At 69.8% G+C, this 12,821-nt stretch carries 9 protein-coding genes; 4 read left to right on the forward strand and 5 right to left on the reverse strand.

Features of this window, described 5'->3' with window-relative positions; genetic code table 11:
- Nucleotides 1–9 precede the first annotated feature (9 nt).
- On the reverse strand, nucleotides 10–4,062 hold the full coding sequence (locus tag E1262_RS06350; RefSeq protein WP_162605796.1) for a glycoside hydrolase family 2 TIM barrel-domain containing protein: 4,053 nt from the start codon (nucleotides 4,060–4,062) through the stop codon (nucleotides 10–12).
- A gap of 178 nt (nucleotides 4,063–4,240) precedes the next feature.
- Here E1262_RS06350 and E1262_RS06355 point away from each other — a divergent pair, with 178 nt between their 5' ends.
- Both E1262_RS06355 and E1262_RS31640 read left to right on the forward strand, forming a co-directional pair.
- The gene (locus E1262_RS06355; protein WP_203453623.1) at nucleotides 4,241–5,263 is read left to right on the forward strand and encodes a LacI family DNA-binding transcriptional regulator; all 1,023 of its coding nucleotides are present in this window, start codon (nucleotides 4,241–4,243) and stop codon (nucleotides 5,261–5,263) included.
- A gap of 75 nt (nucleotides 5,264–5,338) precedes the next feature.
- Nucleotides 5,339–5,470 carry a hypothetical protein gene (locus E1262_RS31640; protein WP_275261630.1) on the forward strand — a complete coding sequence of 44 codons (132 nt, stop codon included), beginning with the start codon at nucleotides 5,339–5,341 and terminating at the stop codon, nucleotides 5,468–5,470.
- Nucleotides 5,471–5,979: 509 nt separating this feature from the next.
- Here the strand turns inward: E1262_RS31640 and E1262_RS06360 are convergent.
- Nucleotides 5,980–6,381, reverse strand: a complete 402-nt coding sequence (locus tag E1262_RS06360) for a substrate-binding domain-containing protein (protein ID WP_203453624.1) — start codon at nucleotides 6,379–6,381, stop codon at nucleotides 5,980–5,982.
- A gap of 200 nt (nucleotides 6,382–6,581) precedes the next feature.
- Between E1262_RS06360 and E1262_RS06365 the strand changes: the two genes are divergently transcribed.
- Both E1262_RS06365 and E1262_RS06370 read left to right on the forward strand, forming a co-directional pair.
- The gene (locus tag E1262_RS06365; protein ID WP_132102301.1) at nucleotides 6,582–8,198 is read left to right on the forward strand and encodes a phosphodiester glycosidase family protein; all 1,617 of its coding nucleotides are present in this window, start codon (nucleotides 6,582–6,584) and stop codon (nucleotides 8,196–8,198) included.
- Nucleotides 8,199–8,403: 205 nt separating this feature from the next.
- Nucleotides 8,404–9,189, forward strand: coding sequence for an FAD-dependent oxidoreductase (locus tag E1262_RS06370; protein WP_132102302.1), 786 nt, complete (start codon nucleotides 8,404–8,406; stop codon nucleotides 9,187–9,189).
- A 265-nt stretch (nucleotides 9,190–9,454) separates the two neighbouring features.
- On the opposite strand, the gene E1262_RS06375 is transcribed toward E1262_RS06370, so the two are convergent.
- The 3 genes from E1262_RS06375 to E1262_RS06385 are packed head-to-tail and all read right to left on the reverse strand — an operon-like array spanning nucleotide 9,455 to nucleotide 12,503.
- Nucleotides 9,455–10,990 carry a tripartite tricarboxylate transporter permease gene (locus E1262_RS06375; RefSeq protein ID WP_132102303.1) on the reverse strand — a complete coding sequence of 512 codons (1,536 nt, stop codon included), beginning with the start codon at nucleotides 10,988–10,990 and terminating at the stop codon, nucleotides 9,455–9,457.
- A gap of 1 nt (nucleotide 10,991) precedes the next feature.
- Nucleotides 10,992–11,480 (reverse strand): tripartite tricarboxylate transporter TctB family protein, encoded by a 489-nt coding sequence (locus E1262_RS06380; RefSeq protein ID WP_162605797.1) that lies wholly within the window; start codon nucleotides 11,478–11,480, stop codon nucleotides 10,992–10,994.
- A 48-nt stretch (nucleotides 11,481–11,528) separates the two neighbouring features.
- Nucleotides 11,529–12,503, reverse strand: coding sequence for a tripartite tricarboxylate transporter substrate-binding protein (locus tag E1262_RS06385; protein WP_132102305.1), 975 nt, complete (start codon nucleotides 12,501–12,503; stop codon nucleotides 11,529–11,531).
- Nucleotides 12,504–12,821 lie beyond the last annotated feature (318 nt).

Genomic DNA, 12,821 nt, shown 5'->3' on the forward strand with positions numbered 1-12,821 from the left:
GGCTCGCGGTCAGCCGGGATGGCTGCGGCCCTCGAGGCGGGTGACCTCCTGGATGCCGGCGTTGGCGCGCAGGCCGGTGGCGTAGTGCCAGCCGTCGAGCGCACCCGGCTGGGTGAAATCGATCCGGTTCTGGGCCGAGGCGGTCATGATCTGCGCCCAGCCCAGCCCGCGGTCGACCCAGATGCCGATCGCGTTGCCGTCGAGCACGAACGCCCAGCGGTCGCCGGGATCGAGTGGCGCCGAGCCGCAGCAGGCGTTGGTGAGCTGCCCGTCGATCCGGAAGTCGATGCCGTGTTGGCCTCGGATCCCGGTCCAGGCCACGACATAGTTGCGTTCGTCCTTCACCAGGCCGACGAACTGGGAGTCCGGGACCTTGCCGTTGTTCGCGAACCGGCCGTGCTCGACGATGACGACTGCCCGGTCGCTCTGCGGACCGGACTCGTGCGCGACGAGCCCGTGGTAGGCGCCGGGCCCCGTGGCCTGGAGCCGGCCGCCGCCGAAGCTCAGCTGGGGTGCCGCCTCGGTCGCGGACGGCCGGATCACCGTGTACTCGGCGCTGGCGTCGGTGTCGAAGGTGTCGTCGACGCCGACCTCGGGGTAGGCCTCGGGGTCGAAGCCGACCGTCGAGTTCGCGATGGCTTGGATGGCGTGCCCGGCCCAGCTCGCGGTGGCGGTGAAGACGGCGGTCTGCCCGGTGGTGACGGGCGCGGCTGAGCGTACGTCGAACGCGACGTGCCGTGCCTCGCCCGGCTCGAGGGCGGCGATGCGGGTCGGCTCGGCGCGGGTCGCCGTCCAGCCGTCCGGCGCCGCCAGCGCGACGGCGACGTTGCGCGCCGTCGCGTGGGTGTCGTTGACGACCGAGACGACGACCGTGCCGGTGCCGGTGGCCGGCGAGATCGCCGCCGGCGCCTGGTACACGGAGAGGCGGTCGTCGACGGCGTCCGGCTCGGGCCGCTCGTCCGGGACGAGGATCCGGCCAGCCAGCAGCGCTGGCGGGATGCCGTGCTTGCCCGAGCGCGCCCCGAACAGCGACAGCCCGCCGCCGTCGGAGGCGAAGCGTAGCGTGACAGTCTCGGCGCCGCGCAACTGCCGGGCGTCGACCGGGATGGCGACGCGGTAGCCGGAACGGTTGCCGAAGTCACCCGGCACCGAGCCCCGGGACCGGCCGGCCAGCGCCGTCGGTCCGTTGGGGTCGTCGGGCAGCGTGATGGCCGGCAGCGCCCTGCCGTCCACCGACACGGTGAGCGCGGTGGGGTAGCGGCGCGCGCTGGTCACGTGGTTGGGGTCGTAGACGCCCGGGGCCTGGGCGGCCGCGACCTCGGCGACCAGCGTCGCTTCACGCACCGCGCCGGTGCGGACATCCTCCGGCACCTCGACTTCGTACTCGAAGTACCCGAGGCCATATCCGGTGACCCAGTCGGCGCCGCCGGTGGTCAGGGCCAGCGCGCCGCCGGTCCACTCCTGCGCCACGACGTCGCCGGGGGAGAAGCCGGGCTCACCGTCGGGGCCCGGGGTGTCGAAGGTGAGATAGTTCTCGGCGACGGTCTCGCCGCCGGCCTCGAGCCAGACCCACACGTAGCCGTTGCGCAGCCCTTCGGGTGCGGTGACGGAGACGGTGCCGGCCTCGATCGAGGTGTAGCGCGTCGGCTCGACCGGCCGGGAGCCGCCGCCCGCGTCGGCGACCCAGCGGCCCGCGTCGTCGTAGCCGCCGACCTGCCAGCGCAGCTCGGCGCCTGAGAGGTCCTCGTCGCTGAAGTGGCTGATCTTGACCGGCACGCTGATGGTGTCGCCACGTTCGACCGTGCGCGCGCCGCGCCCCATGAGCGAGACGGCGTCGTCGCCCTGGAGCATCTCGATTGTCCGGGCCCGGCCGAGGTGGTCGACGAACTCGGGCGAGTTGGGCTGCCGGTCGAACCGGAACGGGCTGTGGATCTCCTGCTCGGTCTCCGCGAGCTGCACGCCGACGTACCCGTTGAGCTTGGGATAGGCGCGGAACAGGCTGACGACGTGCGGGAACTGGCCCCACCGGATGGAGAACTCGGAGTTGAGCCACGGCTGCCCGGACTGGGCGCCGCTGTTGAAGTTCCATGTCGAGCCGGGTGCAACCTGCGGCGCGAACCGGTCGAGGAGCGCCTTCCAGTCGGCGTAGGTGTCCAGGTAGTAGTGGAAGTCGTTGAGGTCGGTGTCGCCCAGGTGGCCGTTGTTGCAGCAGGCGGAGTTGTCGACGACGAGCCGCGACGCGTCGAGGTCGCGGGTGAGCTGGACCATCCGGCGCACGTACGGGAACGCCTGCTCGGGGATCGGGTCCTGGAACGGCCGCTCGTTGATGCCCCACGACTCGTTGAAGACGTTCCAGATGACGATCGACGGGTGGTTGTGGTCACGCTGCAGCGCGTTGCGCAGCAGTCCCTCGAACAGCGGCTCCGCCTGGGGGTGCCCCAGGGAGTGCCAGCCGGCGTTGGGCAGGTCGTACCAGATCATCAGACCGAGCTTGTCCGCCCAGTGGTAGTACGCCGGCTCGTTCACCTTGAGGTGGTGCCGCACGACGTTGAACCCGAGGTCCTTGGCGTTCCGGAGGTCGAGCAGCATCGAGCCGCGGCCGGGGTCCTCCTCGGTGCCCGTATGCAGATCCGGCCCGGCGGTGACGCCGGTGTAGGTGTAGATGCCCCAGGGGTTGTAGCCCTGGTCGAGGACGCCTCGAACGTAGATCGGCCGGTTGTTGAGATGGATGTACTGGTACTGCCCGTCGCGTCCGGGCGCCCACTGCCGGTCGATGGTGCGCATCCCGAACGAGGTGCGGATGCCGTCGGCGTCACCCAGCCGGAAGTCCGCGGTGTAGAGCGCGGGGTCATCGGGCTCCCACAGGTGCGGGTCCTCGATCGGCAGGCGGGCCGTGCCCGTGCCGTCCGTGAGCGGGACGTCGACGGTACCGACCGGGTTCCCGTCAGGGTCCGTGACGGTGACGGTGGCGGACGTTCCGCCGGTGGCCTCGACGTCGATGCGCGCGGCCGCGGTGGTGGGCGTGCGGCTGTCGCCCTCCCAGGTCATCTCGGGGGTCACCTGCGTCTGCGTGAGCCGGACGTCCTCGTAGGGCTCGATCCACACCGACTGCCAGATACCGCCGATGTCGCTGAACCAGCCGGTGTTCTCGCCGTCGGGCTCGCCGGTCTGCTTGCCCTGCGGGTAGGGGGAGTCGGGAGTGGTCGGTGGCGCGACGACGCGGATGGTCAGCGTGTGCGTGCTGCCCGGCTCAAGTGCGCCCAGGTCGGCGCTGATCTCGGTGTAGCCGTCACCCGAGTAGGGCAGTACCGGTTGGCCGTCGAGCCACACCGCCGCGCCCCAGTCTGCCGCGCCGATGCGCAGGCGGACGTTCTGGCCGGCGAAGTCCTCGGGCACGGTGAACGAGCGCTGGTACCAGACGGTGCCGCGGTAACGGGAGAAGGCGCTGCGGAAGACCTCCGAGGTGGCCAGTTCCTCCTCGCCCCAGGCGGCCAGCGACTGGTAGCCGAACGGCACCCGGATCGCCTTGTCGAACTCGTGGGCCGGGTCGAACCAGCCCTGGCTCTCACCGACGTCGTCGGGGTCGAAGCCGAACGACCAAGTGCCGTTCAGCGACTGCCAGAGGTCGCCGGTGAACGGGCGGCGGTCGGCGTCGGGGCGCGGGTACTCCGCCCGGGCCGGCTCGGTGTCGCGGGCCAGCTCGAGGGTGACCGAGCGCCCCACTGTCGTCGAGGCGAAGGCGTAGCCCTCCTTGGCCGCGACCACGAGGGCGCTGCTCTCGGGCACGCCGGTCAGGACGAAGGTGCCGTTGGCCGACGTGGTGGCGAACACGTCGGTGCCCGAGGCGTGGACGCTGGCGCCCTCGACGGAGGCGCCGGTCTCGGCGTCGACGACGCGGCCGCGGACGTCCATGGCGGGTGCGGTGGTGGGCGCGGCGACGCGCGCCGGGACGGCATCGGCCGCCGTGCGGGCGACGGCGGGCACGGTCGTAGTGAGCAGCGCGCAGATGGCGAGGAGCGCGGCGGCGAACGTCGAACGCTTCGTTGCGGCTCGGGTCGGCATGGGCGGCACAGTAGCCATGCCGGCGGGGTGAGCGCAAGAGATGAGTTTGACGTTGTACGTTCTGACGATAGGACTATCTATGCAGTCCAGGGCCATGTAGCTGCAGGTAGGTGGTAGGATGCGTGCAACGTTAAACTGAGGTGTTCCGGTCGCCGGGATGCTCTGGGAGGATGTCTCTGTGCTTGATCCCTCGACGCAGCGTCCCGCCGTCGGCATCCGCGACGTGGCGGCGCTGGCGCGGGTGTCGCCCACGACGGTGTCGAACGTGCTGTCCGGAAACCGGCGAGTCAGCGCGGCCACCCGCGAACGGGTGCACTGGGCCATCGACCAGCTCGGGTATCGCCCCAACCTGTCCGCTCGCAACCTGCGGGTCCGCCGCGCCGGCCTCATCGCCGTCGCCGTGCCCGAGATCGGCGTGCCCTACTTCGCGGAGCTGATCGGCCACGTCGTCCAGGCCGCCCGCGAACGCGACTACACCGTCCTCATCGACCAGACCGAGGGCCGCCTCGAGGCGGAGCGGTTCGTGCTGAGCGGCATGAACCCGGGCATGGTCGACGGCATCCTCTTCAGCCCGCTCGGCATCGAGCGCGTGGAGTATGAGAACCGCCGCGACTCCACACCGCTGGTGCTGCTGGGTGAGCGTATCTCCGGGGGCGGCGTCGACCACGTCGCCATCGACAACGTTGCCGCCGCGGCCGACGCCACGCGGTACCTCATCGAGCGCGGCGGCCGGCGCATCGCCGCCATCGGACACCAGGAGCGCGAGGGCGGCGGCACAGCGCCGCAACGCACACGGGGGTACCGGCAGGCGCTCGATGCCGCCGGCATGTCTTACGACCCGGGTCTCGTCGTCCCCACCAGCAAGTACCACCGCCGCGACGGCGCGCTGGCCATGGCGGCCCTGCTCGACCGTGGGACCCGGCCCGACGCCGTCTTCTGCTACTCCGACCTGGTCGCTCTCGGCGCGATCCACACGCTGCGCGAGCGCGGACTCCGGGTGCCCGAGGACGTCGCGGTCATCGGCATCGACGACATCGACGAGGGCCGCTACAGCACGCCCACCCTGACCACGATCACCCCCGACAAGGTCGCCATCGCCCGCACCGCGCTCGAGCTGCTCTTCGACCGCATCGCCGACGGCTCACGCGAACCGCGTCAGATCGTGGTCCCGCACAGCCTGACGGTCCGGCGCAGTGCCTGACCGACTAGGGACCAGCCCGGCTCAGGAACGTCTCCGTGTCGCGCTCGTGCTGCCGTCAACGACCGTGCTGATGTCATGGCCGAGCTGCTTGCCAGCCTCGACGAGCCAGCCGACGCCGATCGGCAGGCTGTCGACGAGCATGGGCACATCCACACCGCGATCACTGCCGCGGATTCGACCGCCAAGGCGGAGATCTATCGCCTCTGAACCTGCGGTTGACCTACCAGCCAGAGGACCGGCTCGTCCGAGCGGACCACATTCCGCCTTGGAGCGTGGGGCTCTGGTGAGTACGAGGGGGAACTTGCCCACCTGGCCTCACCCTCGGAACCACCCTTGACTTGGATCGATAGGTGTTGCGTATCAGCGATTACGGAGATTTCGCAGGCCTTGCTTGGGGTCACCATGTCCACTCGTCCGCATCCCGCCATCATCGACACGGTCCGACCTTCTATCCGCGGTGCAGCGGCACGAACGGGTCCTCGAAGCCGCTGGCGGACAGCAGCTCGCCCGTAATAGCAGCGGATCATGGCAGCCTCACACAGGTCAGGGAGAACAGTGGGTGTGCGAGTCGGAGGCGGCCGTCCTCGACGGCTCTTTGGCGTTCGGAAAGGGGAACGGCGCCGGGTGGGCAGGGGCGCAGGCGGCGATGTGCGGATGCGCCAAGGTGCTGACCCGCGCGAGCGGTGCCCGGCCGGTCGCCAGCGGACAGAGCTCGATCAGTACCGGCAGGGTGTCGGTGAGGTGTCGTTGACGACGGCGAGGGCGAGCCGGCCGCCGTCGGGGGAGTGGACCGCCAGGGCGTCGAGGTACGGCACATGCTGTTCAGAGGTGCCGAGGTCCGCCGGAGTCGGCTTGGTAATGGATGAGGTCGAACCGCGGGTCGGTGTAGACCCGGCCGGCGACGGCTCAGTCCCCAGAAGTGGGCTGGCCGCGCCGACAGAGTCACGGACGACGATGTGCCTGCCGAGGGTGACGTGCTGGCTGACCCCGTCCTCGTGCCGATGCAGTGCCTGGCGTACGGCGGTGCGGCCCAGCTCGCGGTGAGGCACGTGGACAGTTGTCAGGCCCGGGAGCAGCTCGCCAGCCAGCGTGATGTCGTCGTAACCGGCTACTGACACGTCCTCTGGGACCCGCCGGCCGCATTTCGCGCAATGCCTGCATCGCTCTCGCGGCCACCATGTCGGTCCCGGCGAGGATCAATTCAGAACGCACTGTTCGAGTAGCCGCCTTGTTCGAGTAACCGTCCCCTCGCTCTGGCAGGCATATGTAGGCCTGTGGGCCCGTGCCGGTCCCCGTCCCTGCCGAGAAGGAGTTCCGTATGCGCACTCGAACAGTTGCCGTGGCGACGGCGTCCGCCCTGACAGTCGCACTTGGCTCGTCTTTGCTCGCGGCCGGCGCCGAGCCCGGCACCGGCCCCGGCAATGGTCCCGGCAGCGGGACGTCTGCGGCCTCGTTGTTCGGCGGGAGTCTGCCGCTGAGCACGGAGCCGGTGACGACCACGGTCGCGCCTGGCGTCACCGTCACCGCGCTGGAGCTCGGCCGCAAGGACGCTGACGACGTCTGGACGGTGCATGTCTACCTGCCCGGCTCTCCCGACGGCCCGCTGGCCACCGCCAATACGGCACTGGGTGAGCGGGCCATCGCCGACCGGGTCTTCGCCGCCGTCGCCGCGGCGGGGTTCGAGCCGCGGCTGCAGGCCGTCGAACGGCCGGAATTCGCCGACTACCCTGGTGGGCTGCTCGGCTGGACGGTGCGGGTGGGCCGGTACCCAACCGAGGCCGAGGCGCGTAGCACGCTGAACCGGCTCCGCGCCGCGGGCTTCACCGGTGGAACCCGCTACACCGCGCAGGACGGCACGGACCCGCGAGCCCCGCAGCGAGTCCACGTCATGCGCATCGACTTCGACGAGTTCAGCGGCACGGTCGACACCGACTTCGGTCCGGCCCTCAACGGCACCGAGACGCTGACGGACCTCATCGACGCCACCGGAGCGCTTGCCGGCGTGAACGCACAGTGGTTCTACAACAAGGCACCCGGCGGGCTCTACGTCGTGGACGGGAAGCTGATCGGGTCGGCCACCCAAGGCCGCGGCGCGGTTCGGATCGAGCGCGGCGGGCGGCGGCTGGACGTCGACGCGTACACGGCGAGCGTCACGGTGCACGTCCGGGGCGCGTCGATGCCGGTCGACGGGGTGAACCGGTTGCCGGGTGAGATCTGGAACTGCGGTGGCCTCGGCGGCGACCAGCCGACCGAACATCCGCAGCACGACCTCAAGTGCACTGACGACAGTGAGCTCGTGCGGTTCACCCCGGACTGGGGGCCTGCCACGCCGGCAGGCCCGGGCGTGGAGGCTGTGCTCGACGCCCGCGGCACGGTGCTCGCAGTCCACGAGACTCGCGGCACCACGTTCCCGGCGGGCGGCTCGACGTTGCAGGCCACAGGCGAGCTTGCCGATCGGCTGCGGGCGGGCGTCGCGGTCGGCGACCGGTTGAGGATCGTCGAGGACGTGCGCGACAGCCGCGGCCGCCGGGTGCCGCTGACGCGCGACACCACGATCCTTCAGGTGGGGCCGACGCTCGTCGACGACGGCGAGGTGTTCGTGAACGGGTATGCCGACGGGCTGGTCCGGGAGGGTGCGGACCAGACGTTCACGTACAACTGGGCGGTACGGTCGAACCCCCGCTCGATGATCGGCATGGACGGTGAAGGCCGGCTGATGTTGGTCGTGGTCGACGGCCGGCAGGCCGGCGTCAGCGAAGGCCTGAGTGTGGAGGCGGCTGCCGAGCTCATGCACCTGCTCGGGGCCGAGGAAGCGATGAACCTCGACGGTGGAGGCTCCAGCGTCATGGCCACAGCTGAGGACGGCATCCTCAACCGCCCCTCGGACGCAAGCGGTCAGCGATCTCTCGGCAACGTGGTGCTCGTCCGTCCCTGAGCCATGATCCCGGGTCACGGCCAGTTGGTGCCCGGATCTGGCGGACACCACAGGCCTGGATCATTGGGCATTCCGGCGCGGTCGGGAAGTTGATTCACCTGCGTCGGCCGTCTCCGCGGGGCGGCCGACACGCCGTTTGCCATCGTGCCTTTCCGTGCCCAGGCCTTGCGGCGGTCCGTACTTGGCGTGGACAGGAGAAGCGCCAATGGATGACCAGCGGTCCGTAGAGATCCTCACCGGCCTGGTGAACGAGTGCCGGTCGGCGTGGCTCGACATGGCAGCCTCTTGGACCGCGGTCGACGACGACGCCGGCGCGGTGCTGCCCGCCCTCGGGTCGTGGACGCAACACATCATCTACGCCGCCGAGGCGGTGGGCGTACTGTTCGCCAACGGCTACGGGCACGCCGCACATCCGCTCCTGCGGCAGATCCTCGAACACTCCGTGGCAACGGCCATCGTGGCGAAGAATCCCGCCCGCTATGAGGACTACTTCCGCCACCCCTGGGCGGGCCTGGGCCGCGTACAAGAAGCGCGTGCGGCCGCGGGCTTGGACCAGTACCCGGACGTCGCGGAGTTCCTCGCCGCAGCCGAGGAACCGACCTCGCAACACACTGGCTCCAAGACGCGGTTCGCATCGCTTGGCGACGACGGGCAGCGGCTCTACGCGTCGTGGCTCGACGAGACCCAGCAGGTCGCCGCGGACCGGCTGATCGCCGCCGCGGATTCGCCGGAACGGACGCTCGCCGCCGTCCGGTCCACGTCCCGCGGCGCCGCGGACGTCGAGCTGCTCAGCGCCCGGGTCGGCGTACGTCCCATGCCGGCCGACGGCGAGCCGATCGTCGGCCCGGTCGCCGCGGTGCCCGGCCTCTACGTGGCGGTGCTGCACTCCGCAGTCACGCTCGCCCCGGCCGTGGGCCGCCTGGTCGCGCGGAAGCTGGTCGACGGCGCCGTCGCGCCGGAGCTGGCGGGCTGCAGCCTCGACCGCTTCTAGAGGCTGGTCTGCGCGGCGCGCATCTCCGCCAGCAGCTCCTTGCTGCCGATGTGATCGACGACCCCGCCTCTTGGAGACGCCGGTTCAGCCGCGACGTCGTCGAGGATGGCGAAGAGGCCCTGCTCGAGGAAGACAGGGGCGTCGAGGACGAGCCGCCGCCCACGAGGCTGCCCGGCGGCGGATCTCGACTCGCCGCCACCGCTTCCTCAGCCCAGCCGCCCGCTCGGGGCTATGGACCACAGTCGTCGTCTGCCAGCCGGGACGTTCAGGTCGGCCGGACCGCCTGCGGGCCGTCCTCAGACTCCGCCGGTTTCTGGACGCGCCGCCGACGAGCGGAGCGCCAGACGTAGACGAGCGAGAGGACGATGAGCGCCCAGAAGACCAGAGACGCCGGCCGGGTGAAGAAGATGGTCCAGTCGCCGTGGGTGATGGTCATGGCGCGGCGGAAGTTCGTTTCCGCCATCGGCCCGAGGATGAGCCCGAGCACCAGCGGCGACACCGGGAACTCGTGGGTGACCATGACGTAGCCCAGGATCCCGAAGACGATGGTGACGGACACGTCGGCGATCCGGTTGTTGATCGCGTACGAGCCAACCATGCAGAACAACAGGATCACGGGGACGAGAACCTGGTTGGGAACCCGGACGACGTGAACGAACAACCGCGCCGCCAACGTCCCCAGCAGGAGGATCATGACGTTGGCGACGATGAAGCTGGCGAAGATCGTGTAAACCAGCGACGACTGGCTACCGGTGAACAAGTCCGGCCCCGGCATCAACCCATGGATCAGGAGCCCACCAAGAAGCACCGCGGTGCCGGCTTCACCGGGAATGCCGAGTGTGAACGTCGGAATCATCGACCCACCGACGACGGCGTTGTTCGCCGACTCCGAGGCAGCCACGCCCTGTGGGTTGCCCTCGCCGAACGGGATCCGGCCTTTCGGCCGGCGCCTCGCTTCGGAGTACGAGAGGAAGGCGCCGATGTCGGTTCCCGTACCCGGGATGGCTCCGATGCCGCTGCCGATGAGCGATCCCCGCACCAGCGTGCCGGAACTCGACCGCAGATCGTCCGCCGAGACGAGCGTACGACCGGAGATCCGCGGCCGCTCCGTGACGCCGCTGGATTCGCGCACCATGACCAGCGCCTGGGTGATGCCGAACACCCCGATGAGCACCGGGATGAGGGAGATCCCGCCGTAAAGCGCCTGCGAGCCGAACGTCAGCCGCAACTGCCCAGCGATCGGGTCGAGGCCGACCATGCCGACCACGAGACCGATCAACCCGGCAATGTAGCCCTTGAGCAGCGACTTACCCGCGACCGCGGCGATGATTGTCAAACCATAGATCGCGAGCACGAAGAACTCGGGAGCCTGGAAGTTGAGCGCGAACCGGGCGATGACCGGCGCGAGAACACTCATCAGCAACGCCGAGACGAGACCGCCGACCGCGGACGCGAACATGGCCATGCTCAGGGCCTCACCGGCCCGGCCCTTGCGCGTCATCGGATATCCGTCGAGGAGGGTGGCGGCCGACGCCGGAGTCCCCGGAACGTTCAGCAGGATCGCCGGAATCGAGCCGCCAGCGATGCCACCGGCGAAGACGCCCATGAGCACGGCCAGACCGGTCGCCGGCTCCATCAAGAACGTGAACGGTAGGAACAGGGCCATCGCCATCGTGGCCGTCAGCCCGGGCAGCGCCCCCACGACCATCCCGGCCACCACCGCACCGGCGAGCGCAGCGATCAGGTGAGGGCTGGAGAACAGTGTCCCGAAGCCACCGAGAAGGGACGAGAAGATCTCCATGTCAGCCTCCGAGGAACACGTCGATCGGGCCCGCAGGCAGCGGGACGGCGAACAGCCGCCCGAAGAAGATCATCACGACCCAGGTGATGACCACCGCGCCCCCGAGGCTCGTCCACCATCGGCGCGCCCCGGCCAGCAGGCCACCGGCGAACGCCAGACCCGTGAAGGTGACGAAGAAGCCGATCTGCTCCAACAGCAGGCCCGCAGCGGTCAAGGTTGCCACGGTCGCGATAACCCGGACGGGAAACACCGATGGCGCGCCCTCGCCCGGGGGCGCTGTGGAACGCAGCGTCTGGAACACGAGCGCGATCGCCGCCGCGGCGCAGAGAAGCGCGACCAGGATCGGGATCGCGGCGGGACCAGGCTCCCCACCCGCTCCCTCCCGGTATCCGCGCACGTCGACAGCGATGGCCACCGCGGCACCGAGTAGCAGGACCGCCATGCCCAGCGGCACCGTCAGCGGTCGGCCGGCCGCGTCGGCACGAACCACGGCGGCCGGCTGCTCGGGGGTCCCTCGACCAATGTCTCCGGCCATGGGCTACTCGCTCTCACGCAGCAGGTCGACGTAAAGGTCACGGGCGTCCTCGAAGAACGCCTGGAACTCTGCGGTCTCCATCACCCGAATGCCGAAGCTGTTGTTCTCCATGACGTCGGCGAACGTGTCCTCCTCAGCCATCTCCACGAACGCGTCGTTGAGTGTCGCCACGATCTCCGGGTCCATGCCGGCCGGCCCAGCGATCCCCCGGAACGTACCGATCTCCACGTCGTAGCCCTGCTCGACGAAGGTCGGCACGTTCGGCAGCGCCTCGAGTCGTTCGGCCAGGGCAACACCGAGTAGCTTCATCTCGCCGGCCTCGACCTGAGGATGGACCTCACCGACGGAGAACGCCATCGCGTCGAGTGTTCCGCCGAGCACCGCCTGGGTAGCCGACGCGGCTCCGTCGTACGGCACGTGAGTCAGCTCGATGTCGGCGGCCCGTTCGATCGCGGTCGTGGCGAGGTCCCACGCGAGACCTGGCCCGGAGTTGCCGACCGAGATCGCTCCAGGATCCGCCTTCGCGTCGGCGATGAACTCCTCGAAGGTGTCCCAGGGCGCGTCCGCCCGCACGGCGAGCGCCGCGGGATCCTCGTTGAGCAGCGTGATGAGTGTGAAGTCGTCCAGGCCGAAGTCGTACAGCCCCTGTTCGTCCAGGAACCCGATCTCAGGCGACACCATCGTGAGCGTGTAACCGTCCGGTTGCGTCGCGTGCGCGATCTCGCCCCAGCCGACCGCGCCGGAGCTGCCGGGCTTGTTCACGACGTTGATGGGCCTCCCGAGGTGGTCCTCAGCTGTCTGTGCGAAGGCCCGCATCATCACGTCGGTGCCGCCGCCGGCACTCCAGGCCACAACGGCCGTGATCGGTTTGGTCGGGAAGTCCGACTCCCCGCCGGCACCGCTTCCGCCCGTTGCCGTATCGGCACAAGCCGACAACAGCAGACAGGCCGCGGCGGCCAAAATGAACTTCGTACGCATGGTGATCCCTTCGTCATTGGAGGCTTGGGATGCGTTTGGGACGGTGATCAGACGAGGCCGGCACCGCACAGGTGGACGGAAGCGCGCTGAAGGCCACAGCGGTACGACGCGCCCGACGACGCAGCCCAGTGGGTGTGACTCGGCCGTCTGCGCCTGGCTGTGATCTGGACCATGGTTCCGCTGAGCGCGACCGCGCGGCTGCGCCGGGTCAGTCTCATGGTCTGCTCCGATGCCTTGGCTAACGGGGGGACAGGAGACGCACGGCTCACCCGAGTTCTCGCCGAGGCCCTGGCCGACGGTCCGGTGTCCATGGAGTCT

This window comes from Jiangella aurantiaca, assembly GCF_004349105.1.
Lineage (GTDB): Bacteria > Actinomycetota > Actinomycetes > Jiangellales > Jiangellaceae > Jiangella > Jiangella aurantiaca.